Below are 26,839 nucleotides of genomic sequence, written 5' to 3'. Positions count from 1 at the left end.
AAAACTGAACAGATAAATCCGCAAATGCTAAGTCTTTACCTTCAGCGAAGTAAATACCCTCCTTGATCGAAAAATGATAGCTTTCGGCAAACTACGCTTGGCAAAATACTTCATCAGCCCATACTGCCCGAAACGCCTGCTCAATGCAAATACCCCATAAAACAGCAGTGTACCCAACCCCAGTATCACCGGCAACACCACAAAAAGCGACAGCCCCAAAATGTACAGCACCGCAAATGTGATCAGCAGCAGCACCAGCCCTACGGCCAGGTAAGCGATATACTGCGCTTTTAATCCCTTAAAAACGATCGGCCTCGACACGCCCTTATTGATCTGGAATACCCTTGCCATGGCTTATATCCCGAAAAACGATTTCAAAACAGTGGCCACGACCACCAAAAATATACAGCTCCCAAACCATGCCGCGGCCACTTTATTCGTATCGGGCTCTCCCGCATTCCACTTGTTGAATACCTTGACAGCACCTATGATGCCAACCACTGCACCGATGGCATACATCAGGTCACAGCCGGTATCAAAATATCCCTTCACCTTATTCGCTGCCTCCTGTATCCCGGCATTGCCGTCCTGCGCCCTCACGCGTATTGCTATCACTAGTAGCAGCATCGAAAAGATGTAGATTACCTTTAAAAAATATGCACGTTTTTCTTTCCTTTTCGCTTTATACCTAAATCTCATGTCTCAAACACATTAAATGTTATCCCCAAATTATTTTATCACTTTTACCTACCCCGTTTTTCTTACTGCCAGGAATCACTTGGTCACAAAAAATACCCTCTCTTGGAAAGATTAGCAGGTTTAATTCCACAACCCTTCCAGTTCATCTTCACTGATCGCGAACGGCGCACTGTCTTTGATAAAAGCATTTACTCTTGCTATACAAGGACTTGAACCCAATGGTCCAAACTGAACCTTTAACTCCGTGACCATTCCAAAGAAGTCTTGTTTGGTGCCATCATTAGCTGCCAGTATCTCATAAATCTCCCTAATGCCAGCTATCAAATCCTCATAAAGGCCACCAGTAGTTACCTCACCATTCGCTAACCGATCGGCCCCGTCATTGTCTTTTTGCGCAGGAGCAAAAACCGGGTTTCCACTTGCTACCCTTTCCATTCCCTGCTGTGGCTTGGCCTTGCCCATCAGATCATGATCTCCTGCCTCCCCTCTATCGTGTTGATTACTTCTGGCCGGCTTTAATTCCTGTTCCTGATCAGCAACAGACACTCCTATCTCCCTTTCCTGAACACCTGCATCAATTACACTATCATTAGATTTTCCTTTTTTCTCCTGGACAGGACCAGGCCTATTATCGTGTACCGGATCATTTTGAGACCTGAACTTTAAAACACCGCCCGCTCTGTCTCCATCTGCCCCTCTACCCAGCAAGGCCAGCACCTCTTTTCGGTAAGCTGTAAACAGCAGTCCCAGATACCACAGCAGGCTTACTGCCCCATAACAGCTTAAAAACTGTCCCCATGTAAATTGCCCCAACATAAGTTTGAATTGTTTCATCGGGCGGCTCCATTGCCCTTCCGACAGGACAAAATTGGTTCAGATGCCGTGCCTTGAAAGGTATAAAGGGGGCAGTACCCTTACATATTTTTTATCCAGCGCTGATTGAGCCGAGAGCTGTTTCTCCAGCGGTATAACCGACCATGCAAAACCACTTTTTTACCTAAAAGGTATCTGCATTAAAAGATATAGGGTGCTAGTGAACATATCGCAGGCAACACCATCCCCTCTGCTCTATCGAATGAAAATCTTAGGCATAAAAAAACCACCGCTATGGGTGGTTATAATCCTTAAAAGAGGTATTATTTATCGCGATGGATATACACCTCGACAGCAATACTTATCCCAACACAGATCAGGATAAAAACAATACTCCAGGTACTCATCTGTTTTCTTTGACATAGGCAAAATATGCCTTTGCATTTGCCGAGAAATTCAGCCTGTATAGCGCCAGTGAATAAACTACCAGCCCCACAAACAACGGTATCTTATTTACTATCGGCGCATCTTCAAATACCGGAGGTATAAGTATTACCAAACCGATTGCTGTAAGTACACTGAAAAGGTTCCTTGCCCAGCTATAACCCTGGAAAATTAGATAGAAGATCAAGACAGTAAGCAGGAACCTGATGATATGTACCACAAGTTTATCCTGATCCACATGTCCAAGAGAGACATGATAGGTTACCGATACATATAAACTAAATAAGAGAATACTTGCCAGGGAGCGGAGAATGTCATTCCTGCCCTGTTTTTCCATTTCGTCCATGAGATGCGTTAATTTATTCTGATAAGCGAATATAACAATTCGCCGTTTTTCTCCAAACAAAACATGGATAGCATGTAGTCCTGGGATTGATCAATCTCTTTTGAACGCACCTGAGTTCCCAAACAAATTCATGAATTAAAACCTAAAACACATTCCTTGAAAGCACATCGGTATCCTCAACGATCTTTCCATAATATACAACCGGTTCCTTACCCAACCTAAGCGTCTCCCTGAGGCCCCGGCTTACATCTAAGGGATAGTATGCAAAAAAGTAAAAATCATTAAATTCTTCTGGAAAGATCTTGAAACGCAGTATGGTATCTATTGGCTTTGCCGGAAGCGCTAAACGTTTATAGTTAACGAATAACGCCATACTGTTTGCAGTCGTTTTTGAGACCTTAAGGTGCATCTCCATTACGTTCATTTCTATGCCCCTTATCTTGATGTTATTTTCCTTTCCTGCCACTAGCCGATAGGAATAAATGCTTCTCGGACGGACATAATCTTCATTCTCTACCATTGCCACATCATAACTGTGATAGTTCCCTTCAGCGGTAAAGTCCATCGAAAAATTTCCGTTTTGATCAGCGGTGACATCCATGAGCCGGTCTGAACAGCTCCTACTGCCATTTACCGAAAGGATTTTACAGCCGAGCAGCATAACCTTCGCATTCGCCAGACGTTTGTTTTTTGCACTATCGATCACATAACCTTTTACGGTAGTCCTAACGCCTTGCTTCACTTTTTTGCAGGAAAACAAACTTAAAATTATAAAGACCACCAGAGAGAGCGTGAAAATAGGTTTCATAAATATCAGTAATTCTTGAAGTTTAAATATAGCGGTAAATTATCCGACTGATGTTAAGCAGCTGTTAACATCTCAGTACCCACATATAATCCTACACTGCCACTTAAAAAAGGCAACAGAGTGATTTTTCCGGTTATTTTAGCGCTGTTTTGATTATCCCGGCAAAGGTTGCCGCCCAGATTGCCCCATCTTTGTCCTTGGTGATCCGCTCAATATTGACACTGGGAACATTAGAATTTTCAGTGGTATAGGTTTCGGTCTTTTTACCTGCAATATCGTATCTGATAATGCCAACGTTGTTCTGACTGAGCCATAAAGTGTTTTTTTCTTCATCCAGAAAGAAATCATTGATGCTGTTGCCGGCAAACATTGTCGGGTTGTCTTTCCACAAACGCTCCCATTTCCCCTCTGGTGAAAGCATATACATTCCTGCTGCCGTACCTTTTTCATTATACAGCGAGAACCAAAGATTACCTTTTTTATCTTCCCACATCTTTGATATGTAAGCCTTCGATAGCGGTGAGGATTTATCGTTTAATGCTGTGGTCTTACCTTTTTCAACAACGACGTTGCCTTCAAAAGTACCGATCCAGGTGCGGTCCTTGCTGTCCACAAACACTCCCAAAACCCTGTCAGATGGCAAATTTGAGTTCTTCCTGTTCATCACGCTCCATTTGCTACCGTCAAACCTGGCCACGCCTTCCCAAGAGGTAAAAAGCATATTCCCCTTGGGATCGACAACGATATTTCTTGCCCAGTTAATGGGTGAGTTCAGGGAATCGAATCTGGTCCAGGTACGGTTATCATAGCGGTAAACATCATAGCCGATCACAAACCACTTATTGTCTTTTTGATCAACCGCCATATCCCTAACCGACTCTGTCTGTCCCTTATTGTACTGCGTTGCCGAAATAATGGTATTCCCAGAATTAAAGTGCTGCCATTTACTGCCCGATATTTTCACTATCCCGTTATCAGTTCCTATCCAGACATCACCCTTCAAGTCGGTAGCCACAGCCCTGCTCATATCCCAGGGCAGTTCTGAGTTGCTTTGGGTAAATACTTTCCAGCTCTCGCTCAGCTCGCCCCGCTCGCTTCCCTTCCGATCAGGCGTGCCTGCAGCTTTCATATTGGACTGGTTGGTAAAGTTAAATGTCCGGCGTTTCGCACGGAATTTCCCACCCTCGAATTCCATGATGAGCGATACGGAGCTACTCTGCTTCTTCGTACCGTCTATTGCAGGTGTCCAGTTTTCAGTAGCATTGACTGATTGCTTGATACCGAGTTCAGCTGAACCCAGGTTTGTCTTGTTATCAACGCTCAACAGACATGGCTTGCCTTCCTGGTCGACCAGGATCTGCATTTCTATGGTTCCTTTAAGCGTTGTAAGGTTCTTCTCGCCGATCCCGCGCAGGATATTCTGGAATACAGTCTTAGGTGGCTGGGCCTGCGGATTTCCGCAGTCCAGGCAGAACTCGGACAATTTGCAGTCTTCAAACTTTTCAGGGTAAAGGCTCTGCGCATTCAGCTGCATTGAAAAAAGGCTTAGGGCAATAATGTAGATTGTCTTTTTCACGATAATTTTATCTTTTGTTTTATTCCAAGGTTAAGCATCCAACCAATCCAGGTTATCCCACTGCGATATCCTCTTCCACTGCTGACTTTGGACAAAGCCTGATGCAGTCCCAGGAATATTGCAGGAGTTTTTCAAGCTTTCCGCCCGGTCCCTGGACTATTAACTGCTGATGTAATTCGGTTCTGGTCATTTTTGTTAAGAGTTGACTACAGCAATAATAGCATTATTGATCGCTGTATAAAGTGCTGAGGATACGGTATTGTAGCGATGCTGAACCTGTTTGTCTTCAAATCCCATATCGTTCCAGGATCCCATTCCCCCAAACACCCATGCATGTGAGGCAGCAAAAAGCAACTGTTGCTCTGCCATCCCGTAGGTATTTTCAGGCAATAGATCACTGTGATAATAATCCTGGTCAGGATGTGCTGACGCCAGGGCAGCATTCGCCCTTTGGAAAACCTGGGCAAAATTTTCCATATCTATTTCCTTGGCAAATGATTCTATTTCATTAAGTGCTTTTGAAAGCACATCCCTTTGCAGTCCTACGCTGAACTGGAGGTTTCTGGAATCAATCTCATACTCGATGCACCTGTATTCAACTGACCAGAAACGGTTATCTTCAGCCTTTTCACTGCTCACTGTCCATCCGCCATACCAAAAATCTGAATACTTGGGGTACATCGCCTCGATCACCCAGGTACCCCCTCCGCCAATCATGCCAGCCAGTTTATGGTCAGCTGTACCAGAACTTCCATCCGAAGGCTCATAGTATAAACGCAGTGCCTGGCATCCGTCCAGACCAAGATACCGGAACCATTCAAGCGGGTTTTCGGCAACTGTTGTGCGCTTGCCTTCAGAAAAAAAGTATTTTTTCTTTTCGGCCGTAAAAAAGACCTTTTCGCAGAACCGGAAAGTGCTATGATGCTGAACGAACTCCCTGTGAGTGCCGGGATATGAGATACATTGGTTTCCATATGCAACCAAAGCGATGAGCTGGGCCAGGGTTCCTGTCATGTTTTATTTGAGCGTATTAGATGAAGAAAAATAAATTACGAAAGATATATCATTTCATTTAATTACTCAAAATTAATTCTTAAGGATATCAAGAGATTTTTTAAGACTTATCATTGTCCGGCAGCATATCTGGCGTTGCGATATGTATAAAACCTTCAAGCTGCAGAAGAATGAGATATTGAGCATATTTTTCACATTAATTACTAACATATAGATGATTGTTTATCAACTTGTTAAATCCCTATTTAGATCTAAACAACCGCATTTATGACAATACTATTATTATTAGCAGCCAAAAAGATCGGATCAGTGTTGATAACTGAGATATACTAATATAATTCGCAATTATTAAATTTGATATAGATTAATATTTTTATGTAATCGACTGTTAAACAATAATTTTCATTAAAATATCAAGTAGTATGGACAACCATCAGAGTGAAGTAAAGCAGGCAAAGGTTGTCGAAGATCCCAGGCTCTCATTGACTCAATTTTCCAGGTATCATGGCTCGACCCTAAAAGGCCGCCAGAGGATACTATTGGACAGTAAATATCCTGGGGATTATATCCCAAAGTATTACAATATCGCAAGGAAGATCATCACAGGAACTTTTTCAGCCAATTTCAATGACTACGATTTGTACTTTGAGGAATTCCGCAGACAAGCCACTATATTGAAAAAGGAAGCGCTTGCCTTCCCGTCTAATACGGACGACTACAAAAACCGTTATCTATCGGCAGGAGCCCTTGAAGCCCTGATCAGGATGGCTGATAAGCTAACCCGAGTATTGGATAGGTACGTACTGAATACCAATAGCAAACGAGCGGCTATAATGGTTAATGGGGTAAAAATCAGTTCAAAAGCGGATATGCAGCTATTTGATCTTGCAGCTGAACAGATTGGTCTACTTAGGTTCAATTTTTCACAGAGCCGCCTAAAAACCAATGAAGCTGACCTTGCGCTGAAAGTACTCATGAGTTATGCCAAGGAAACGGATGGAAAATCTTTGGCACCAAAGCATTGCCTGTTAATAGATATCCATTCTGGCAATATCCTTACCGCTAAAGATAACCGGTTAATTGAAAGTGTGCTTCTGGATAGCTGTTCCGAAATCGGACAGATATGGAAGGCTCTTTAAATATAACATACAGATGTTGCTCAGTACTCGATGGTACAATCAGTTTGTACCATCGTTTTCATTCAAGAGTGAAAAATCTAAGTCAGGGTGCACCGTAATTCACTCACCGCCCATCATCCTGATCCATTTTCCGCTCCAGAGCATCTTTAAGCTCATCCAAAAATTTCGTCCGACTCAACCTTTTCCTGCTCCTGATCGAAGCCAGCCTTCTTGCTGGTACACCAATGGCTACCGATAACTTTTCCTCCAACCAGCGGAATACCTGCGCCACCCCTGCCTGCCCGTTATTGAACTGCCCGCTTAATACCAGCGCATAACCAAGTTCCGCTAGGTTAACTGAATCTCCCGTCCACCTCAACTCCCCCGCCTCCGACCCCGGCTGATATGCTACAGCAGGATTCCTTGCCAGATAATCCAGTCTTTCAAAAATCCATTCCTTTAACAGCCCATAGGCACGGAACTGCGAAAACAGGTAATCCGCCGGCGTGGAAAAACTCTTGTCAAAATCCGCTGCCTCTGACCCAAATAATCCCCCGCCTTCAGAAGACATCAGGAAATACTGCCTGTCAAGCTCTATTGCACCTGCGCGGTAATACTCGTAGGCAAAAGGATGCGATAAAAAAGCGTTCCACATAAGCTACCTCCGCCAGAAAATACAGCCTTTGTGCCTCCGCATCCCGGTTAGGCATATTCCGCTCTAGCGTATAACGCTCGATAACAAAAATCTGCTGGCCATAAAAGTCCGGCTTGATGTTTTTAAAAAAATGAACCTCCTCTTCTTCCGAGCTAAAGCCCTGCTCCGTACACTACATGCGGAGCTTGGCAATCGCAGTCCTTACAATTTTAAGCGAGGATTTCATTTTTTCGAGCGGATCGCTCACCTGATAGTCGATGGAATGGAGTTCATCCATAAGCTGCGCCAAAGCGCGCACTGAAAATTCTTTGATCATAGGATAAATGGTTAGTGAACAAAAAGCGCAAACATTATAAGGCTTGCATTCAGGCTGAAAATGAAAAATGAACAATAATTTTTTCCATAAAATTTCCGATATTCATTTTTGTATCCCCGTCTGATAAGACAAATCTATTTCCCACAGGTAAGAAAAAAGTTGGTTTGAAGCACAATCGAACCACATGGAAAAACATTACGACGAGGCTACCGAACTGCTCGCCGCACTTTCGTTCATCACCCCAATTTCACAGCCCTTCCAGCAGCGGCTCAATGAGCAGCTCCTGACAGACAAATTCCCCCGTCGCCATATCCTGCTACGGCCTGGCGAAACAGCCCGTCACATTTACTTTATCAAGGAAGGTTTCCTGCGCGCCTATTTCCTTGACCGCGAGGGCCGCGAATGCACCACGTGGTTTATGGGAAAATATGACTTGATGATATCGGTATACAGTTTTTTTACCCAAAGACCCGCATACGAATACATCGAAGTCCTGCAGGACAGCACGCTTCAGCACATCACTTATCTGCAGCTCCAAAGTTATTATGCCGACTTCCGCGAAGGCAACTTAATTGGCAGGGCAATGATGGAACGCTACTACATGATGAGTGAGGAACGGGCTATATTCCTGCGCTGTAAAACCCCATCAGAGCGCTATGAGCAGCTGCTTAAAACCCACCCTGATATCACCCAAAAAACCACACAGATCATCATCGCCTCTTACCTCGGTATCGGCCGCGAAACTCTTAACAGGTTAAGCGTCCAAAAACTAAAAAGTGATTTCAAGCACAAAAACGGCCTCGGGCAGGAGTATCATTAAACCATAAAAACAAAAACCACATAAAAAACAACCAACACTAACCAAATCTAAAACCATCATGAAAAATTTTAACCTCAAAGGGCGGCACCCGCTCATTCCCAATTTTCTTATCCTCATTTTTCTGTTCCTTTTATGCCAGGCCATACTCCTCGGTTCCTGCAAGAAGACGGAACCCGCCCCATTAAGTGGCCAAGAAAAACAGGAGCTGTTATCACTCACGATTGAAGAAGCCACCCAGTTCTTAAAAAACAGTATTGCAACAGCTAAACACACTCCTACAGATACCACCAACCATTTCCTTGCGAAGCTAAACCCTGACTACACCAAAATATACCATAGGAAAAATTCAGGCACAGATTCATGGAACCTCGTCTTAAAAGGTTCCCCTAGCTATCTTGGCCAAAAAATCGGCTACCGCAAACTGCGCATCTTCCGCGACAGCACCACCAAACGAATCTCAGCTGAAATCATCGAAGTTTTGCCTGACCCCATTGCCCTGCAACTCGGAAAGATCAAAAACCAGCAAAGCTTTACCGGAAAGATATACCGTTATGACCTTGGCTATAACTTTAAAGGCGGCTCCATCCTCTCTCAAGGAAAAACCGTCGGCGAAATCCGTCCAGGACCTGCCCCAACACAAAACCTGATACTGGATAAACCTGGAACAATGAAAGGCTCCAGTCCAAAAGACCCGCTCATGTTCATCACCGAATCCTGCGGCTGGACCCAGGACTGGTACATTGACAGTGAAGGCGGCCTTAATATTCATAGCTTGATGAGCTGCTCTTATTCCTTCTACCAGGACATGATGTGGAGCATCTCCGATGACTTCGGCGGCGGAGGTGGTGGTGGTGATTACTATTATGAATATGGTAATGGAGGCTCTGGAGGCACAGGACCGGTAAACCCTACCGTTCCAGAGCCCTCCAACCTCCCTATGGAGGATGCAAAACCCGTAAATCCCAAAGAAATGACCGACTGTTTTTCGGCCATCACCACCCCTAATGCTGCATTCACTGTGCGTGTGCTGGTTAGCGAAGCATTTGCCGGCACCAGCTTCAATGTCGGCCCTAACAGTTTCGGCCATGTAGCCATCCAGCTGTCCAAAACCGGAAATGGCCAGACCATTACCCAGACCATGGGGCTTTACCCCACCGGAACAGGCCTTGCTAAACTGGAATCCAGAGGCCAAATCCTGGACAACGGCGATATGGAGTACGGCATCTGCGCTACTTATGCCGTAAACAGCGAAACATTCACTAAGCTCATCAACTACCTTTCGGGAGAAAGAAAAGATTACCATTTTACCGATTTCAACTGCGCCAGCTATGTCTATCAGGCTGGACAGTCGGCAGGAATCAACATCCCGAATCCCCTCACCTCAGTTGGCCTCTCCGGCCCTGGCGGTGCTAGTTTTGCCGATACCCCTTCCGGAATGGCAGCTGCCCTGCGGGAATAAAAATTCAAGAACCCTAGCATGGATCTAAACCAGGGTGGCGGAAAAGTCGGACCAAGTAAAGGACCTTGTGAATAAATATAAATCGAACAGCAATGAAAAGCCAACAAAAGAAACATCGCACGATACGCACCATCACCATCATTCTCCTGTGCCTGATCGCCATCAGCAATACACCTCCTATCCAGTTTTTTACCCTAAACGATTACCATTACCAAAATGCAGATGGCAGCTTTACCTATACAGAATTCCCAGGAAAAAGCCTGGACTTTGAAGTTGGAATAACCAGATGGGAACGCTTCAAAAATCAGCACCCAGACAGCCCGAACAAAACCCTTTACCGCACCTTCCAAATCAACCACTTGAAGTTCTGGGAATGGTGGCAGTTTATCGCACATCATGAACGTTTTTTACTTCCTTACCTACCTAAACAAAAAACAGAAAAAGCCGCAATAAACTACTACAAATCTGATAACGAGCAAAATACCCAATATCTAGTATTTGTTTCCACAACCATTAAGAATACTTTTATTTAAACCAAACCAACCAATTATGGCACAGCACAATACACCTCCATCAAAAAGGACCTGGATCATCATTGTACTTATTGTGATCTTCCTGATCGCTGTATTTTACTTTTTTAACCTGAACCGAAAAACAGAGCTGGAGGGCAGCGCAAGCCCGGACACCACTGAGTCTGTTTCATTGCCACCACCTTGCTTTGAGGATCTTGAGGGCAGGGACTCTTCCCAATTCATCAAACTGGAAGTTAAATATACCTCAAGCAAATTCGGCAGTCTGGACATCTCCTCACTTAAATTTGATGGGGATGAGTTTGCTGACCACTGTCTCACCAAAAACGCAGAAGGCGACGCTTACATCATGTCAGCCTATGTTGCCATCGGGGATACCGCGACCACCTTCCCCATCAGCTCTACTGTTTCTGCAGACGTGAAGCCATTTGATTACACACTGGCCATTACCGCCATCAGCACCAAGGGTGATACACTGCTGAAATTCAGCAAGGAGAAAAAACTGACCCTTTCACACACCTATGACACCATCACCAGCACCATTAAGATCAAAAGATGAAAAAGACCATAATTTTCTGCATAACAGCGGTACTGATATATTCAACCGCTTCAGCACAGACCATTTTCGAGGATGCCAAGGGCGAATCTTCTATCTTTCTTTCCAACAGCCCCTGGGCAGGCCTGCGCATCAATACCTCTGATAAATCTGCGACACTGGGTTTTAACAAGGTCAAAAAAACAGGATACGATGTGCGCACCACCGGACTACTGGGTAACTTCAGATGGCTTTACGGGACAGAAATCAAAATCAGTTCAGACGATGGGATCGGCAGTATCGTAAGTAAGGGAAAGTCGGCCATCAATTACGGCATCAACCTGAACTTTGGCATTTCAGGCCACCGGCCATACAAAACCAGTTCCACCACCAACGATTATCTGCTCTATCTCAAAGCGGGATACCGCTACGACCGCTATAAGCTGATCGATCTTTCTTCCTCAACGCTCAGCAAGACCAACCGTTACCTTCCATTCCTTGATCTGCATTTCAACAAGGTCTGGGTCAATAACATTAACACCACCAAACAGCTCTACACCTTCTTTGGTGCCTCGCTTGGTGTACACAGGGGCAACAACATCGATGATCTTGATGACGGCCAGATCAATACACTGGTTGCCCAGTCAGCACCTAATAGTGTCAGCACCGTAGAAACAGGAAAAATAGGCTCCTACCTGCAGCATACCTATTATCCACTGAAGGCAGACCTTGGATTTTTGCCCTACCTATTTGACCAGAACGTACTGGGCTTCAACGGCTATGCCAGGGCAAACTTCAAAACACCTGGCAATCCGGTCAATACCGGACTGGGCATTTTCTTTGCGGACCCTAAAAAGGTGACCAGCATCAACGGCGGTGCCGCAGTGCAGTTCAATGATATCTTCAAAGCAGGAACAGCCACCAAAGATAAAACCTCGGTTTTTTCTACGTGGGTTATACCATCAAATAGGTGCAGGATAATCTCCAGCGCCTGCATCACCACCGCCTGCAAGAAGACAATAATTTGATATCTTAGATCCATCAATCAATTGCTATGTTAATGCTTTTACAAAATCATCCATTACAGGACCAGATCACTGACCTGTTGAACAACTGGCCAAGCCAGCTCCTGTCCGCTACGCTGGCCATCGGCTTTCTGACCATGACCGTAATCACCTATTACAAATCATTTATACGTATCCGCTTTCATGCAAGGCGCCTGGCTGACTGGCTCAAGCTGAGCCCCACACAACTGGACGCAATCAGGGAGACTGCCCGAAAGCACTATGATGAAATCCCTGAGCAGGAAAAAGTCTATCCATATGATGCGGATTTCGCAGCACCCGGAGGTATCGAAACCCTTTTAAAACTGACCATTGCCGGAGATGGGCGGGCGCTGTACAGCCTTGGCATAGCCAATCTTTCCGGTCAATTGGCCCTGGGAACCCAGGCCCTGCTGGAAAGGCCGAAAAGACATCCGATATTGCTTGCAGAGCTTATCGGAAAAGAGATCAAGAGCGATGAGATGCAGGATGATTATTGGACGGTAGTATCTTACCGCTATAATTTCTATTTCAGATCACCCGATCAACCGACTGATGCTGATTATTATCCCCAGGTCCAGGCGGAAAGGATGAATTATTCCCGCAATAGGATCAGCGCCCATATCCAGCGCCGCATTGATGCTTTTCAGATCAGGACCGCTTACCTATGGAAGAAAAGAATGCGCCTGGTTTCATTTGCCGTTGCAATATCCATCTCACTGGCCGGTTCCTTTCTTTTCGCAGAAAGCGGCCATTTCTTTGGGATATTGATAGCCGCACTGATCATCGGTTATCTTGGGGCTTTCCTTGCCGGACTTTTCCACGATATCATCGCTGTTATCCGCTCACACAAGAAGTAAACCGATGGAACATTACTTTGAGCTCAGCCTTCGAAATGACCACCTATCTGGCCGTCTTTCCACCGACATCAGGCAGCACGGAACCCTTCCGCTGGACAGCAGGCCAATCATCATTCTGGTCCATGGGTTCAACAATAACTATAAGCAGGCAATGGACAGTTTTGACGCCTTCCTTGCCAACCTAAAAAGATCGACAGCCACCAGCTCGATGCCAAAGTCGATCTGCAGGTTATTCTGGCCCGGCAATCTGACCAATGCCCTCGCGTCCAAACTCAGTTATGCCCAGCAGGTACCCAAGTCCCTGCGCTGCGCAGCTATGCTTTCAGATTACCTGGTTGATCTGGCCAAGGCAAAGCCCGACACACCGATAATACTCATCGCACATTCCCTCGGCTGTAGACTTGTTCTGGAAACAATCCTCCACGCCGAGTCCCGCTACCCTGAAATGGCCGGAAGATTTCGCCTTAGCATACTAATGGCAGCAGCAGTACCGGGCTTTATGGTCAACGACCGCTACGGCCGTCTATATCCTGTCCGACTGAGCGAAAAGAAATTTTTCGGCCTGCATTCCAACTCGGACAACATCCTCCGCGTTGCATTCCCCGCAGGACAGACGCTCGCCGGAGAAGGTTTTTTCCCTTCTGCATTAGGACTTAAAGGGAACCCTAAAAGTTTCTGGTCTGCAGGTGACTGCGCTACCGGGCTTACACACGGAGACTATTGGCAGGACCAGGAGAACAGTGCCGTTATATCTACCACGATGGGGCAATCTTCAAAACGTCACCTTCCGCAAAGAAAGCTCGCCATGCACAGACAGGCATACTATTGGCTGAATGAATTAGGTGAGCGTTGAATTACCATAAGGAAACATAAACTTAACACCAGCATAGATAAATCATTGATAAAATAGGCGTAGATTGTAGGTAACATTCCACAAAATAACGCACAACAGTACAGAAATATAACGCTTAAAACAAACTAAATTAACCATGACAAACTCAACAACTGCATTTGAAGTTTCCGGAGGAAGCGAAGACGCCCTTTTTACGTTAAAAGCCTACCGCGGGGAAGGCATGGCTTTACTCGCCATGAATTGGAAAGGCGAAGAATTACCAATAGACTTCGTGGGCTTTGCCATCGAATACATGGAACCGGAAGGCAAGAAATTCTATCCGGTAACCAACCGGCTTGCATTTGCGGATAGCGAAGGTGCGGTAAACCCGAACATCCTGTCCACCCGGCTTTCACCCATACAAAAATTCCGCTGGGTACATTTCCCCTGGCACGCCGATATCAAGGGTGATTATCTATACCGGGTATCACCTGTATTCATGAGCCGGGAAGGCATATTAAGCTACGGGGAATACCAGCAGGTAGCCATCCAGCTGTTTCACCAGACCTATCCCGGACAGCTGAACGTTTCCTTTACAAGGGGCTTTGTTTCTTCACAGGCTTTTGTCAACCGTTTTGAAACTTATGGCGAAATAAAAACCCTGCTGCCATCAAAAGCCAAAGATGGACTGGATTTTACAGGTAGTCACCCAAAATCAAAAGAAGCTTTGGAATGGATGGGTTTTGAGGCCAGGAAGGAGATCATGACCGTCCTTGAAAATGCTGTTGCGGATTCCCAGGCTAAAGTATATGTAGTGGCTTATGACCTGAACCTCCCTGATATGGTTTCGCTTCTCGAGCAACTGAAAGACCGACTGATGATCATTATCGATGAGGATGGCTCCCATGGCGAGGAGGGCTCGGCAGAAAACGCTGCAGAACAGCGTTTAGTGGCAAGCGCAGGGAGAGATCACGTCAGGAGGCAGATTATGGGAAAACTCCAGCACAATAAAACCATAATTGTGCAAAGCCCGACCCAGAAGACAGTTGTTTGCGGTTCTACAAATTACTCATGGAGGGGTTTCTTTGTGCAGGGCAATAATGCGATCATCATGCATGGAGAAAACGCAGTGAACCTATTTCTAAAAGCATTTAATAACTACTGGACCAATAAAAATGACGCCGCATTATTTGGTTCGACCGAGTCGGCAAAGTGGCAAAATCTGGGACTGGAAGGCATTGATGCCTCAGTCACTTTCTCCCCGCACATCGCTGACAACGCCCAGTTGGACAAGATAGGTGAAGACATTGCCAATACCGGCTCCAACCTTTTCTACTCTTTGGCATTTCTGGCACAGACCGGGGGACCTGTAAGGGCCGCACTTACAAAAGCAACCTTCGATCCCGGCATATTCGTATACGGCATGGCCGATAAGGAAATTGGCGGATTCGAACTGCTCAAACCTGATGGCAACTATGCGCCGGTAAGCGCCGAAACACTTGACGAGCATGTGCCCGAGCCCTTTAAATCAGAGTCGGTTGGTGGTAGCGGTACGCGCCTGCACCATAAATTCGTGGTCATCGATTTCGACAAACCGACTGCCCGGGTCTATATGGGTTCATATAATTTCTCCAATCCCGCAGATCTGTCCAATGGTGAAAACTTACTCCTGATAAAAGACCGCCGGATAGCGGTTGCTTATATGATCGAGGCCCTTCGCATTTTTGATCACTATCACTTTAGGATCGCACGCAAAAAAGCCAGTGACGAAGGAAAAAAATTGACCCTGGCAAAACCGCCCAAGAATGATGGTGATACACCATGGTGGAAAGAATACTATACCGATCCAAGAAAAATCAGGGACCGTGAACTATTCTCATCCTGAATAGCAATTTCAGGCAATCCGAAATAAAAAAAATAGTGCGTAAATATCGGTACAGGACCGAAACATACCTGATCTATTGTTATCACCTGCCAATAACCACACTCACAAAGTGTAAGCACTTCGTTCAGATATACCGTTAACGAGTTTTATTGCTGCCTGAAACAAAGATGCCGTTAATTAAAATGGCATCTTTGTTATAAATCCTGTTTGGTTTAACAACAGTCCCAATTGAACCAGGCTTTCTCAAAATCTTTCTCTTTTAAACTTTCAGGGCTGATAAATAAGTTCCCAACCCCGGAATCTCCAAACATAATCTCTTCATCAGTATCTATCTGTAGCAACAAAATATCCTCTTTCTGTTTTTCATTATAATCCCTAACGTCAGATTGCGTAAAAAATGCGTAACCGCCTATCTTATGTCCGGTTCCATCAAGGATACCATCCATTTCGGTTTTTTGCCCTTCGGTTAACTTTTCCTGAAACCCATCATAACCTTTACCGCCAAAATCCATGTCAAACCTAAAGTCCTCGTATCCCCCGTATTCAACATTTTTTTCAAAAGCCAATGTATGCTCGCAATACACCGGACTTTCCCCATACAGTTCTTCAGTTAGGAAAGAGAAATCTCTCTGGTATTCACCCTCGATGGTCTTATGGAAAAGAATTTTATAATCCTCCATATCATACCATTCTGTCGGGGAAATAAAAAACTGTAAAATACCTTCAGTGGGATAATTTTCGAGTGGTGGGGTTTCCGCAAAGTTGATCTGCGCCAACAGTATCATAGGGCTACCCAGTTTGTCTTTCGGGTACTCAATGCCGGTTGGCAAATATGGTTTTCCCAAAAATTTACTCTGCGTAAAGCTTAGCGGTTTGCCGCCGCTATTTGGGCTTGCTTTTATCTTTATGCTTTCAAGTTTAAACTTTTCAAGTTCATCTCTAAATTCATCTAAAAATTCTGGTATCATGCTGTTTAACGCCTGCTTGTTATATTATAGCCAACATCCGAATTTACCTGTTTAAATCATTATCACAACAAAGTATCTACCCTTTCTTTCCCAGCCTACGGAATTCAACCGGGTTCACGCCCTTTACCCGCTTAAAATAGGTCAAAAAATAACTCAGTTCAGAAAAGCCCAGTTCGTAAGCCACCTCCTTTATCGCGACCGTGGTTTCCAACAGCAATACCTCAGCCTCCAGCATCATCCTGTCTATCACCACACCAAACACCCCTTTCCCAAAAATCGGCCGCACAGAAACAGGCAATTCTTTCTTAGCCACCCCATAATAAGGACGGGCGATATCATTAAGCTGCTGCAGAGACAGGTCCAGTTTCAATACCTCTGGAGATATACCACCATGCACAAATAAATAATCTCCGACCCTCTCAACCACATTTTTGGTGCGCAGCCATCTGCCCAGTTCCGTATCTTCATCAAACAACCGGATATAATCCAACCCTAAGCTTTCTGCAATCCGCATGTACTTCCGGTCAACATGCCTAAAATCACCCGAAAGGTTCATGATATCATGATTACCCAAAATCACATGCACATAACCACCAGCCGCCTTTGCTTTTTCCTCCAACGAATACAACAACCATGAAAACTCCGCAACCTGTTTCCCGCGATCAAATAGATCCCCGCAGATCACCAAATGCACCTTGCCAAAAGTCCAGTTGAACCTCCTATCAACTTAATAATTTTGAGAACCCAATGAGATGAACACGTAGAAATGACTTCACATTTATACCGTTGCCCTGTAATATTCTTGATCCCCTACAAACAATATTAAATGGAATTATCCCGTTTTTCAGCAAAAAAGGTTGTCTTTCTTATCGCCTTATGATTACCTTTGTACAACAACGCCATGCCTAATTTATCAAATAAAATCACGCCGATATTGGCCAATAGCCTCGCAAGAAGCTATTCTCCACTACTTTATCCAAAGAAGTTGCGTGAACTTTTGGAAGCCATTGTTCCTGGAAGCAATTACTCAGCTTTCGATAAATACTCGCTCCACCTAGAGGTCAACAGATTGCTGTGCGGAAATTACAGAGGCGAGGAGCTGATTAAATACCAGATTGCCAAACGTTACCTGCTAAAGGATACCGTTGCTGCATTCGAGATCAGGGTCGGTGAAAGCCGTGCGGATTTTGCGAGCATTAATGGTGTCAGCCGCTGCTACGAAATCAAGACCGCACTGGATAATCTGGACAAACTTGACAAACAGAGCTTGGACTACACCAGTGTTTTTGAGTACAACACAATTATATTGGATGAAAAACACCTTTCAAGGGCAGAGCGTGACCTACCTTCCGGGTATGGCATTATGGTCATCGGCAAAAATGCTCTCAAACAGCACCGCAAAGCTTTAAAAAATGATAAAATCTGTTCACTATGTCAACTGGAGATGTTGACGGCGAAAGAACTGACATTATTTTTCGGAGGAAAAAGGGATGACCTGGAAAGCATTTCACTGGAAACCAAGCCTGCAATGATCAATAAAAAATTCAAACTCGCGCTAAAAAAACGCTACCAGGATAAATGGAATTTTGTACGCGAACATCACGGACAGATCCTACCTATCGACTTCCAGTTTTTCTTCAGCACACAGGAACAACCATCATTGCTCTATCAAAAAAACTTCTAAATCGCTCCCTGTTCGATCAACGTTTTCATCGAATGAAGGTAGTGCATAATCGAAATCCATTTGTATTTAGCCTGGTTCTTAGCAGGCTCTTCATTCTGACTGATCCTCACCAACCGGTCATAACCTAAATTCCCATTCACATATTGTGATCCAGTATTCACCCAATGCTGCACATATCCGCTGTTTAACACCGCTGGAATAATGGTGGTCTCAAATTCTGAAAGATTTTTTGTTGGTCCGCGGTAACCATAATACAAGTTGTCATCCGGATTGTAAAAAACCATCCCGGGACTGATGCCACCGCCGGCATTCAAATCATCTCGTTTCACGCCGGCATAATCACCAAAAGCATCAAAACCATATTGTGGGAGCGAAAAAAGCTCCATTAGACTATTGTCCGCCAGGGAGATTACCTGTTCGTGTTCAAGATCTACATTCTGGATATCCGTATTGATGGCACTTCTAACGACCACTTGAAAATTGTCCGGAAATATATCTCGCAGATATTTGCGGTGTTTTTTCACTATGGGATTTGTAATACTGGTCTTTTCCAGATCATAGATAATGATATCATTATCCCTTAACACGAGCTGTTGAAGCTGCTCAAATGCTAGATCAAAACGTTCATTGTAAATCCGGAAAGCGAGCTGGGGGAAAATATCCGACAGCGCATCGAACTGTCTGATTAATGTGTCCCTTTCCTCGGATATGGGTTCAAGGATGGATATTACGGGGATCAACTTACCCGCCATGGCAGAAAACTGCGCGTAAAATCCAACACGCGCATCCAGTCGACTTATTGTCGAAAGGAAAAATGTCCTCACCTCGGAGCTGGTGCTCACCTTTGGCGCCAGATAAATAGGCAGATCCATCAATACTTTTTCAGCCTGGGTATTTGCAATGATATCCGAATAGATCTGAAAAGGGCTACGCTGGTTATCCTTACGATCCTTTTCCTTGATAATTTCAATCAAGGGAACCATACGGTCACCAAAATCGAATTTCTGCAGCACATCGATCTCCTGCTGTCTTGCCCTGAGAACAGGAAAATATTTATAATCCATCTTAATTTATCTTTAAATCTCTGATCGCCAAAAGCTCCTGTTCTTCCCATGTTTCCGCAATTTCATACCTTTCCTGGTTTTGGATATAGTCTTCCAGAAAAGCATCAAACTTCTCTGCCGTCCATTTATATTTTGCATGCACCCGTGCAATTCCATTATACTTGTCCAATGCAGCACTTATCTTTCCACGGCAAATCATAAGGTAATCTTTTTTTCCCGCACTATCCTCAAAATTCTGGATATGTGCATATCCGTTGATGAACCTCACCCCATCCTCCTCAACCAGTAGCCTATCCAGCACTGATTCTTCATCTGAACTGAAATTCCCCAAACTACGCATCTGCAAGATAACAGAATAAAAAGAATCGGATACAATCACCCGGGGATGCACCGCTGTTTCACTTTCCAATCTATATGCATTGACCAATGGCACCCCTGCTGCCATATCGCTACTGTCTAAAAACCAACCTGCATCTATACCACCTCTAATAAAATAACCCTCCCTGATAAATTCATAGTTCAATAGGTTTACCAGCTGGAGGATCTCCAAAAAAAGCGTTGGCTGCTCGGTTTCCTCAACCACATAGTCAATGGTAATGCAGATATTATCACTAAAAAGGTAATGGTTGCAGCTTTTCTCCCGGATCCATCTCACCGAATCCTGGAATATCTGCAATAACCTGTTCAATGTCGGCGACTGATGGTACAGTTCATCTTCTGAGCTGTCATTATCCATTGCCTCTTTCTCAAAATCGGGCAGCATGTTGCTAAAGCCCAAGATATCGATAAAAACTACAATCTGTTTGGTATATTTCGGCACAATCTACTATCTGTTACTATAAATATAATAAAATCCTAAGACAATCATTCCCTAAAGCTCTAGCCAATTATTAACACTTCCGGCAGGAATGTGCACTGATTAGCTTGGTAAGACAAAAATCATCGTCTCCATCACAGTTCCGACAAAAGCGAATGTGAATTCAGGGCAAAGTCTCCTGCACAATTTACCTACAATCCCTTATACGATAGTTCCGCTTTCCAAGAGCGCATTAAGATACATTGCACTGGTATAAGAGGCATAGCCTTTTGCCTTATCATTTTTAGCAGTTGTATTATCCATTACCGACTTTATGATCAGGGCTTTTGTCTCTCCTCTTCCTGATGTTTCTGTAGCACGGGCGACCCCATAACTTTCCATTTCAACAGCTGTTGCTTTTCTGTCTATACTCTGAATGACTTCCTTAAAATAATCTTTTTTATCGACAACATATTCAGTGCAAGCCATAGGGTCAATGATAGATTTTAAAGACTGGAAATTAAACTTATGAAACCTTTCATTCAGTGTCGGGCTGCCTATCAGTTGAGCTTTAACTAAATTAATATTCTTAGAATCGCCTTCTTTCACAGACCGGATAAGCAACTCGTCAATCTTTACAAATTCTAACTCCCGCAGAAAACGATCATCTTCAAGTTTTCCTTTATGAAATCTAAAGATATACTTAGCAATAACTACTGTACCCAATTTAGTTCCCACTGCTCCGCCGCACACGCCTGTCATAAAAACATAACGTGGTTTAAATTCCCTGATAACTTCGGTTACCAACGCACTGGCTTCAGTTATGCCAACATCAGTTTGATAAACTGCAACAATATTTTTTTCAGGGTAAGATTTTAGCTTACCAGTGTACACACTTTTGCCTCCAAGATTAACCTTGGCGTCCTTTTCCAAATTAAATACTTCAACGAGCGATTCAAACTCATCCTTAAAAAGAGCGGTTACAATTGCAAAATCAACAGTCTTTTTAGAACTTGTATTTTTGGAAATGACCCTAGTCTTTCTGATTTCAGATAATTTCTGTGGCTGAATATCTAAACCTATAATAGTTGTTATCTGATCTATTGTGTATTTGCTTTTAATCTCCGCAGGAGCGGACAACGGATGTCTTGAAATTAACCTAAAGCGTATTTCCGGGTGATTTACACGCAGACTATCTGCTACAATGAGCGGCGGATATTCAGTATCACTCCCCATAGTTCTCTTGATATTAGGATGTATCCAGACATAAATTTCCAGCTCATCCGGCATCAAACTTAGAAGCAACAAAAATTTTTCAATTTTATATTCGATCTCCAGATATTGTATTTTGGGAATATTAGCGATTAATTGCGAAAAATTCTTCGTTTGGCTATCAGAATTGTCTTTTTCGTTAATCGGTGTCTCATTAAAAAAGATATGTAATGGTTTCGATAGGTCGTATTGGTGTTCCATGTTAAATAATTATTGAGATTGGAAATTTAAATTCAAAAGCATAGTTTATTTTGTCTTTTTCGGTGAATTGCCCACCATGTATATGCGCAATATGGGCAAAATCGCTAATCCCCCTTCCTCCAACTTTGTCCATTATCTTATTGGAGCTCTGAGCATAGTTGATTAACAGATCTGTTTTATCTATTTCAAAATTTAGAGAGCAAGAGGAGTTTGGTGAATACTTGATTGCATTATTTGTTATTTCTTTTACCAGAATTCTAAACAATTGCGGGTGGCTCGCGATATTCAAGGAAGCTATGGAAGCTGCAAACGAAACATTGAAGTTAATGTTGGCAGCCCTAAAACGTTTTTTTGTTCGTTCTTTGCCGAACCAGTTCTGCACAAGGTTCCTCAGATCAAATCCGATATATTTAAAATTACCTGTAAATGCAGATTCCGGTTCTAAAATACTATTATTCAAATCCGTAAGACTATCAAAGACTACTTTTCGTTCCGAGGCATCTGTTATCTTCATTGATACATCAGCGCTTAAAAGCCTGTCTAAGCTTGCCATGGCGACCCTAGCTGTCATTTCCGTTTGCCGTATCTTAAAATTGTATACTAAACTTTTAATCGGGATCAGCCCTTCGATAATCGGCAACACAGAGTCATTCACATAATCTCTTATTGTCCTTAAGTCATCAGCATATTCGGCTAATACCTTTAATTGTTTATCGGGATCTTCTTCTACCACATACTCTAAATAGAATTCTTGTAGCCTGCTGTACAACACTGGATGATCGTCCTTTCCGATTACGTCGAAATAGTAATTTTTAAGACTAATCATTGCCTGCACAAGTTTAGAAGATGAACTCGTTAGGGAATCTATCCTGAACTGTTGCAAAAACTCCTTAATTAGGTTAAAAAAAACTGGCTTTTCTTCGCTCATTAATAAAAATTTACCGGCAAGTTCTTCGACAAAATTACTTAAGCGAATTTTAAGCGACTCCTTATTCAGATCCTCATAATTAAGTAACCGGTTATGCTTAATACAATAAAGAATAAATGCATGGTAATTGAACGCTTCATAAATCTCCTCCTTGTCCGCAATGCTCTCCTCGTCCTTTATAGTCTCGTTCATTTCTAGAAAAATTTCCGTCATTACATCGATATTGATCAGAATTCCAATATTGATAAAGCTCAGTATCCTAAAGTAATAAAGTTTTAAAGTGAGGGGACATTCTTCAGTGCGCAATACAAAAATATTGTAAAACCGCTCATTTATGTAGTTGATAATCGTTGGATAAACCTGGTTTAGCGAACGGATCAGCCGGGGCTCATGAACCAATACCGCTATCATAGCTTGGAATCCGTTTTCAGAAGATATCAGGTCTACGATATACTCTTTTGAAGATTTCCCACGCCCTTTAAACGACATTTTGGGATCATCTTCCTTGTAAAGCCGGTAGCTATCAAACTTTCCAACAACATTTCTAATCCGGAACATCTCTTTTCGGGATATAGCTTCAGGGATTAGCGGTCTGGCATTTTGAAATTCTTGTATATTGCCGTTAATCTGGTCTCTGCGAGTAATCGCATAGTTTTTTACCGGGTCGGGAATATGTGGCTTTGTAAAACTCTCAAGATCCTCAAATTCAGCCGCATACGGATGAGTTGACTTTGAATATACAGGCATATTAAAATGTGAGCCAAAATACACGCGTAGTGGAATCGAATGCTGGTCTACTTTAATTTCATTAATTCTCGTCAGAAACTCACGGTTGAAATCCTCTAATCTTGCGAATACCGAAAGTACGGTAATCTCTTTAACCTTTAAGAAACTGATCGTATCGATCATTTGTACAATCGTCTCTCCCGAGCAAGAGCCGTCGTCTAGGATCAAAATATTTTTTTGACTAGTAATATGGTTAAGAAATTTGGGCGGGAAAGTAAATCGCCAACCGCGAGGTGTCATGATGCGGGGTATGGGATATATCTCAATACCATTTTTTCCCTTGAACGCTTTGAGAATTGTATTGATTTCATGTTCAAAATGGGAGACAGCCGAAAGGAATGGGTAAAAGACAAAATCAATATTGTCTTCCCCTGGATCCACGTCAGCGATAAGTTTTTCAAGTTCTTTGAACTTTCCTGCTATCTGTTCCCTATCTGCTTTTATCCCATTTAATAACCTCGCTTCCAGTTTAGCATAGTCATGATTCAGGCTAGTTCGCAAAAATTCCTTTCTTCTCTCTTGAAGCCTCTCGATCATGCGCGTAAGAAGTTCGAAGTCCTGCGGTTGCTCGAGCCCGGATATCTGCTTGAACAGGTTATCCGTTTGCAGATAATATGCGTGATAAACAGTATTGATATGAAAAAGGCCTACTTTAAAAAACCTTTCGTCCTGAATACAATCTAAGAACTCGGAAGGAGACAAAAGTACATTTTGGATATTACTTTTACCAACACTCATTGTTGTCGGTGCATTCAATATGGGGTTGATCCAAATTGGCTCATGAGCAAAATCGATACTATGGGCATCTCCTTTCTCTACCACATAGTTAGCGAGGGGTATTATATTATCTTCGGCATAATTTTTCTTCTCATTATCCTGCCTGCTATCCACAATAGTGAGGATAATAATCGAAACTTGATCCGTCCTGCGTTTGATAGTTTCCATTATGCGTCTACTTAGATTTCCGGTAGAAATTACGTCGTTGACCACAAGAACCTGATCTTTGTTCCTGATTTCTGAAAATCTCGGCTCTTTATAGAATTCATAATAACTTGATAACGGTATCAAACGAATTTCCCGGTAATCGTCCTCATTCTGGGCAAGGGTATCCAAAATGTCTTTAACCTCTTTGCCAAGCAGCTGACTACTTAATGTCACCGTAAGAATGGTGGTGACCGCTTTTCTCTCCCTGTTTATTGCATTTGGTGAAGAGAAAAAAGAGAAAACAAAAAAAGTACCTATCATTCGTCGATATTCCTTTTTATATAGTTTTTCTATAAAAGAAAGAAATACATCCTGATATTTGCCGTTCGCAGTAAGAAACTTTCTTCCACCCGGATCCCTTTTCAAAATCACATTATAATCATGTTTTAATTCGCCATCTACCCCATAATCTATCAAATCATCAAAGCGGATACCGGAATTTTTTACCTCATGCAAAATCATCCTGGTGTGGTGAAGTCTAATCCTATCAATAATTTCAGAAAATAACGGCATTCGACATTTAATTACTGAATGATTGGTCATGGCGTAGACCTTTAACACATTTCCATTGATCTCCTCGGGATGCAGGAGATAATTTTGTTCATAGGAGTCGTCGCCCTTCCATGCTTCAGTTAATCTCTCGCCCAATTTGAAGGGGGAAATACCGAGCCATGAAACCTCCAGATCAGGATGTATACAAGGAATAACATGTGGAAAAAAGCCTAGTGAACTCATCTGTGAGTCCGGCCAAAGCACCGCATTTGCTATATTTTTTTCCAAGATATTGAATATCAATGCCCCTACATTATCATTTATCAGTGTGGTATAGGATAAAAAATAAGTAAGCTTGACGTAGAACCCTTTGAGTTCATTTGAAATACCGGCGAAATTTACACAAACTAAAATTTTTTCCCTCCGGTCATTGAGTTCACTCAGTATCACGCATATTTCGTGAAAAAAAGAGTCATAGAAATTTTTCTCGTTTATTTTCCCATCCTCTGACCCACGTTTGTAATGATCTGTATATAATTTTAGGAGCCCAAGAAAAATGATCTTCCGTGGCTGTTCTTTGACTATTTCAATTTTTTCCCGACTTTCATTCTTTCTCTGTCTGGTAGGAAGAACAATAGTAATAGAAGTTCCGGGAAAATCAGCAACCGTTTCGCTGAAATCATCCTCTCTAAAGCGTACGCAATTTAATGGGTCTGTATCGACCTCTCCGCTAAAATCGAAAACAACCTTTCCCTTACGGCTCCTGGCTATAATGAGGCCTTTATACTTTCGAACAATGTCTTTAATGATATATAATCCTCTTGGAATAAAGTCATGTACTGCAAGATCCTCGGCAAGTTCATATTTACTGGTAAAAAGTAGAAAAGCATATTCCAATACTAAAGAATCTATATTCTGGGAATCAGCATTCCCAAATAACTTATGGGAAACAAATGCCGGATTCTGGGCTTCAAATTTCCCCCTTAATGTACGCGAAATACCATCTCCAAAATCCAGAAACGTCATCTCTACATAAGAATCGTTTTTAAAGGTTTCAACGTCTTCATTAAAAAACAATCTTTCTTCTATTGGACGCTCAGAGTACCGGTCTTTAAGCACGCGCTGTAGAATCCGTTCGTTATCGAGCTTTTCAATCTTTTTATTATGATAAAGTGAAATGTAACAATTATTTTCACCTTCAGTAGAATAGGCGTGCTGACACACATTGGAGTAAAGCTCTTTGATGATCGAATAATTTAAAAACTTATTCTCAAAATAGTTTAATTCCGTATTGGTTCTTATTTCCCGTTCTGAATAGTTTTTAAACTCTTTAAGACGAAGCTTAAAAAGTGTACTAAACTCTTCTTCAAAGGTAGCCAAATCGTAGCCCATTACGGGAATAAATTCAAATGGTATAGCTGGCACACCGGTTTTTTTTAAATTAAGCGGTATCCCCCCTTTATAAACGTCGATTGGACTACTGAAACATTTATCCAACTGCCAGTCCTGCATCAATAACGATTGACAACGCTGTCTCCGTTTAAAAGTATCGCTCTTACTATAAACGTCATTACCATTCTGAAGCTTAATCGATACCTTCTTGTTCTTTTCTAACAGATCCTCAATCCACGCACTTAAAAATGTAAGTTGTTCGTAGCCGATCCATTCTAAGAGACCGAAATCAAAAACAATAATTTTGACTTCATTTTCAAAGCTTGCATTATAATATTTCGTTATAAAGATATCGAAATTGATAGATGTAAATTTTCTTTCAAATTCGATTGAAACTGTAATTTCTTCTGACTTCATTGAGAGCGTTCAGTTTAAGATTGACGGTTGCCGAGCTGTTGACCCTGGAAACAAAAAAAATAATTATCCACCTTGTTAAGCAAAACACATTACATTGAATTT

At 42.9% G+C, this 26,839-nt stretch carries 24 protein-coding genes and 1 pseudogene; 10 read left to right on the top strand and 15 right to left on the bottom strand.

The window, feature by feature from the left end; all coding sequences use genetic code 11:
• Window positions 1-27: 27 nt before the first annotated feature.
• From ABD769_RS23050 to ABD769_RS23020, 7 genes are all read right to left on the bottom strand, one after another.
• Complete coding sequence (locus ABD769_RS23050) at window positions 28-351, bottom strand: DUF4133 domain-containing protein (protein WP_344853714.1); 324 nt, start codon at window positions 349-351, stop codon at window positions 28-30.
• Window positions 352-354: 3 nt separating this feature from the next.
• Complete coding sequence (locus tag ABD769_RS23045) at window positions 355-627, bottom strand: DUF4134 domain-containing protein (protein ID WP_344853746.1); 273 nt, start codon at window positions 625-627, stop codon at window positions 355-357.
• A gap of 192 nt (window positions 628-819) precedes the next feature.
• Entirely contained in the window at window positions 820-1,515 is a 696-nt protein-coding gene (locus ABD769_RS23040; RefSeq protein WP_344853713.1) for a hypothetical protein, read from the bottom strand.
• A gap of 400 nt (window positions 1,516-1,915) precedes the next feature.
• A complete protein-coding gene (locus ABD769_RS23035; RefSeq protein ID WP_344853712.1) occupies window positions 1,916-2,302 on the bottom strand; it encodes a hypothetical protein in 387 nt (128 codons plus the stop codon).
• A 142-nt stretch (window positions 2,303-2,444) separates the two neighbouring features.
• Window positions 2,445-3,110, bottom strand: a complete 666-nt coding sequence (locus tag ABD769_RS23030) for a hypothetical protein (RefSeq protein ID WP_344853711.1) — start codon at window positions 3,108-3,110, stop codon at window positions 2,445-2,447.
• A 133-nt stretch (window positions 3,111-3,243) separates the two neighbouring features.
• On the bottom strand, window positions 3,244-4,593 hold the full coding sequence (locus ABD769_RS23025; RefSeq protein WP_344853710.1) for a ligand-binding sensor domain-containing protein: 1,350 nt from the start codon (window positions 4,591-4,593) through the stop codon (window positions 3,244-3,246).
• A 288-nt stretch (window positions 4,594-4,881) separates the two neighbouring features.
• Window positions 4,882-5,700 (bottom strand): hypothetical protein, encoded by an 819-nt coding sequence (locus tag ABD769_RS23020; protein WP_344853709.1) that lies wholly within the window; start codon window positions 5,698-5,700, stop codon window positions 4,882-4,884.
• Between the two features lie 422 nt (window positions 5,701-6,122).
• Here ABD769_RS23020 and ABD769_RS23015 point away from each other — a divergent pair, with 422 nt between their 5' ends.
• Window positions 6,123-6,839, top strand: coding sequence for a hypothetical protein (locus ABD769_RS23015; protein WP_344853707.1), 717 nt, complete (start codon window positions 6,123-6,125; stop codon window positions 6,837-6,839).
• 103 nt (window positions 6,840-6,942) lie between these two features.
• Here ABD769_RS23015 and ABD769_RS23010 read toward each other — a convergent pair.
• A pseudogene (locus ABD769_RS23010) lies at window positions 6,943-7,555 on the bottom strand (RteC domain-containing protein).
• A 90-nt stretch (window positions 7,556-7,645) separates the two neighbouring features.
• Window positions 7,646-7,789, bottom strand: coding sequence for a hypothetical protein (locus ABD769_RS23005; RefSeq protein WP_344853705.1), 144 nt, complete (start codon window positions 7,787-7,789; stop codon window positions 7,646-7,648).
• Window positions 7,790-7,973: 184 nt separating this feature from the next.
• Between ABD769_RS23005 and ABD769_RS23000 the strand changes: the two genes are divergently transcribed.
• The 8 genes from ABD769_RS23000 (at window position 7,974) to ABD769_RS22965 (ending at window position 15,753) form a co-directional block, all read left to right on the top strand.
• Window positions 7,974-8,609 (top strand): Crp/Fnr family transcriptional regulator, encoded by a 636-nt coding sequence (locus tag ABD769_RS23000; protein WP_344853704.1) that lies wholly within the window; start codon window positions 7,974-7,976, stop codon window positions 8,607-8,609.
• A 58-nt stretch (window positions 8,610-8,667) separates the two neighbouring features.
• Window positions 8,668-10,068 (top strand): hypothetical protein, encoded by a 1,401-nt coding sequence (locus tag ABD769_RS22995; protein ID WP_344853703.1) that lies wholly within the window; start codon window positions 8,668-8,670, stop codon window positions 10,066-10,068.
• A gap of 92 nt (window positions 10,069-10,160) precedes the next feature.
• On the top strand, window positions 10,161-10,601 hold the full coding sequence (locus tag ABD769_RS22990; protein ID WP_344853702.1) for a hypothetical protein: 441 nt from the start codon (window positions 10,161-10,163) through the stop codon (window positions 10,599-10,601).
• A 16-nt stretch (window positions 10,602-10,617) separates the two neighbouring features.
• A complete protein-coding gene (locus ABD769_RS22985) occupies window positions 10,618-11,157 on the top strand; it encodes a hypothetical protein (RefSeq protein ID WP_344853701.1) in 540 nt (179 codons plus the stop codon).
• Window positions 11,154-12,161: a hypothetical protein gene (locus ABD769_RS22980; RefSeq protein WP_344853700.1), complete on the top strand. Its 1,008-nt coding sequence runs from the start codon at window positions 11,154-11,156 to the stop codon at window positions 12,159-12,161. The genes ABD769_RS22985 and ABD769_RS22980 overlap by 4 nt, the downstream gene beginning before the upstream one ends.
• 32 nt (window positions 12,162-12,193) lie before the next feature.
• Window positions 12,194-13,036, top strand: a complete 843-nt coding sequence (locus tag ABD769_RS22975) for a hypothetical protein (protein ID WP_344853699.1) — start codon at window positions 12,194-12,196, stop codon at window positions 13,034-13,036.
• 4 nt (window positions 13,037-13,040) lie between these two features.
• Window positions 13,041-13,889, top strand: a complete 849-nt coding sequence (locus tag ABD769_RS22970; protein ID WP_344853698.1) for an alpha/beta hydrolase — start codon at window positions 13,041-13,043, stop codon at window positions 13,887-13,889.
• Window positions 13,890-14,025: 136 nt separating this feature from the next.
• Window positions 14,026-15,753: a phospholipase D-like domain-containing protein gene (locus ABD769_RS22965; protein WP_344853697.1), complete on the top strand. Its 1,728-nt coding sequence runs from the start codon at window positions 14,026-14,028 to the stop codon at window positions 15,751-15,753.
• 212 nt (window positions 15,754-15,965) lie between these two features.
• Here ABD769_RS22965 and ABD769_RS22960 read toward each other — a convergent pair whose 3' ends face one another.
• Together ABD769_RS22960 and ABD769_RS22955 are read right to left on the bottom strand one after the other, a co-directional pair.
• Window positions 15,966-16,721, bottom strand: a complete 756-nt coding sequence (locus ABD769_RS22960; protein ID WP_344853696.1) for a YwqG family protein — start codon at window positions 16,719-16,721, stop codon at window positions 15,966-15,968.
• Window positions 16,722-16,797: 76 nt separating this feature from the next.
• Window positions 16,798-17,415: a helix-turn-helix domain-containing protein gene (locus tag ABD769_RS22955; protein WP_344853695.1), complete on the bottom strand. Its 618-nt coding sequence runs from the start codon at window positions 17,413-17,415 to the stop codon at window positions 16,798-16,800.
• Window positions 17,416-17,622: 207 nt separating this feature from the next.
• On the opposite strand from ABD769_RS22955, the gene ABD769_RS22950 reads away from it, so the two are divergent.
• The gene (locus ABD769_RS22950) at window positions 17,623-18,405 is read left to right on the top strand and encodes a sce7726 family protein (protein ID WP_344853694.1); all 783 of its coding nucleotides are present in this window, start codon (window positions 17,623-17,625) and stop codon (window positions 18,403-18,405) included.
• Here the strand turns inward: ABD769_RS22950 and ABD769_RS22945 are convergent.
• The 4 genes from ABD769_RS22945 to ABD769_RS22930 form a co-directional block, all read right to left on the bottom strand.
• A complete protein-coding gene (locus ABD769_RS22945; RefSeq protein ID WP_344853693.1) occupies window positions 18,402-19,469 on the bottom strand; it encodes a beta family protein in 1,068 nt (355 codons plus the stop codon). The genes ABD769_RS22950 and ABD769_RS22945 overlap by 4 nt on opposite strands.
• Window position 19,470: 1 nt before the next feature.
• A complete protein-coding gene (locus ABD769_RS22940) occupies window positions 19,471-20,289 on the bottom strand; it encodes a hypothetical protein (protein ID WP_344853691.1) in 819 nt (272 codons plus the stop codon).
• Window positions 20,290-20,487: 198 nt separating this feature from the next.
• The gene (locus ABD769_RS22935; RefSeq protein WP_344853690.1) at window positions 20,488-21,738 is read right to left on the bottom strand and encodes a 5'-methylthioadenosine/S-adenosylhomocysteine nucleosidase family protein; all 1,251 of its coding nucleotides are present in this window, start codon (window positions 21,736-21,738) and stop codon (window positions 20,488-20,490) included.
• 1 nt (window position 21,739) lies between these two features.
• Entirely contained in the window at window positions 21,740-26,737 is a 4,998-nt protein-coding gene (locus tag ABD769_RS22930; RefSeq protein WP_344853689.1) for a hypothetical protein, read from the bottom strand.
• Window positions 26,738-26,839 lie beyond the last annotated feature (102 nt).

Origin of the sequence: Pedobacter jeongneungensis (assembly GCF_039538295.1) — a bacterium.
Classification (GTDB): domain Bacteria; phylum Bacteroidota; class Bacteroidia; order Sphingobacteriales; family Sphingobacteriaceae; genus Pedobacter; species Pedobacter jeongneungensis.
Note: the sequence above shows the minus strand (reverse complement) of the source record. Positions and strands in the feature narration are given on the sequence as shown.

Bases quoted from the DNA above. Each gene is read 5' to 3' on its own strand.
- ABD769_RS23050 (WP_344853714.1), bottom strand. From the start codon at position 351: ATGGCAAGGGTATTCCAGATCAATAAGGGCGTGTCGAGGCCGATCGTT.
- ABD769_RS22980 (WP_344853700.1), top strand. From the start codon at position 11,154: ATGAAAAAGACCATAATTTTCTGCATAACAGCGGTACTGATATATTCA.
- ABD769_RS23000 (WP_344853704.1), top strand. From the start codon at position 7,974: ATGGAAAAACATTACGACGAGGCTACCGAACTGCTCGCCGCACTTTCG.
- ABD769_RS22935 (WP_344853690.1), bottom strand. From the start codon at position 21,738: ATGGAACACCAATACGACCTATCGAAACCATTACATATCTTTTTTAAT.
- ABD769_RS23045 (WP_344853746.1), bottom strand. From the start codon at position 627: ATGCTGCTACTAGTGATAGCAATACGCGTGAGGGCGCAGGACGGCAAT.
- ABD769_RS23020 (WP_344853709.1), bottom strand. From the start codon at position 5,700: ATGACAGGAACCCTGGCCCAGCTCATCGCTTTGGTTGCATATGGAAAC.
- ABD769_RS22970 (WP_344853698.1), top strand. From the start codon at position 13,041: ATGGAACATTACTTTGAGCTCAGCCTTCGAAATGACCACCTATCTGGC.
- ABD769_RS22965 (WP_344853697.1), top strand. From the start codon at position 14,026: ATGACAAACTCAACAACTGCATTTGAAGTTTCCGGAGGAAGCGAAGAC.
- ABD769_RS22990 (WP_344853702.1), top strand. From the start codon at position 10,161: ATGAAAAGCCAACAAAAGAAACATCGCACGATACGCACCATCACCATC.
- ABD769_RS23030 (WP_344853711.1), bottom strand. From the start codon at position 3,110: ATGAAACCTATTTTCACGCTCTCTCTGGTGGTCTTTATAATTTTAAGT.
- ABD769_RS23035 (WP_344853712.1), bottom strand. From the start codon at position 2,302: ATGGACGAAATGGAAAAACAGGGCAGGAATGACATTCTCCGCTCCCTG.
- ABD769_RS22945 (WP_344853693.1), bottom strand. From the start codon at position 19,469: ATGGATTATAAATATTTTCCTGTTCTCAGGGCAAGACAGCAGGAGATC.
- ABD769_RS22985 (WP_344853701.1), top strand. From the start codon at position 10,618: ATGGCACAGCACAATACACCTCCATCAAAAAGGACCTGGATCATCATT.
- ABD769_RS22975 (WP_344853699.1), top strand. From the start codon at position 12,194: ATGCTTTTACAAAATCATCCATTACAGGACCAGATCACTGACCTGTTG.
- ABD769_RS22950 (WP_344853694.1), top strand. From the start codon at position 17,623: ATGCCTAATTTATCAAATAAAATCACGCCGATATTGGCCAATAGCCTC.
- ABD769_RS22960 (WP_344853696.1), bottom strand. From the start codon at position 16,721: ATGATACCAGAATTTTTAGATGAATTTAGAGATGAACTTGAAAAGTTT.
- ABD769_RS22995 (WP_344853703.1), top strand. From the start codon at position 8,668: ATGAAAAATTTTAACCTCAAAGGGCGGCACCCGCTCATTCCCAATTTT.
- ABD769_RS23005 (WP_344853705.1), bottom strand. From the start codon at position 7,789: ATGATCAAAGAATTTTCAGTGCGCGCTTTGGCGCAGCTTATGGATGAA.
- ABD769_RS22930 (WP_344853689.1), bottom strand. From the start codon at position 26,737: ATGAAGTCAGAAGAAATTACAGTTTCAATCGAATTTGAAAGAAAATTT.
- ABD769_RS23015 (WP_344853707.1), top strand. From the start codon at position 6,123: ATGGACAACCATCAGAGTGAAGTAAAGCAGGCAAAGGTTGTCGAAGAT.
- ABD769_RS23040 (WP_344853713.1), bottom strand. From the start codon at position 1,515: ATGTTGGGGCAATTTACATGGGGACAGTTTTTAAGCTGTTATGGGGCA.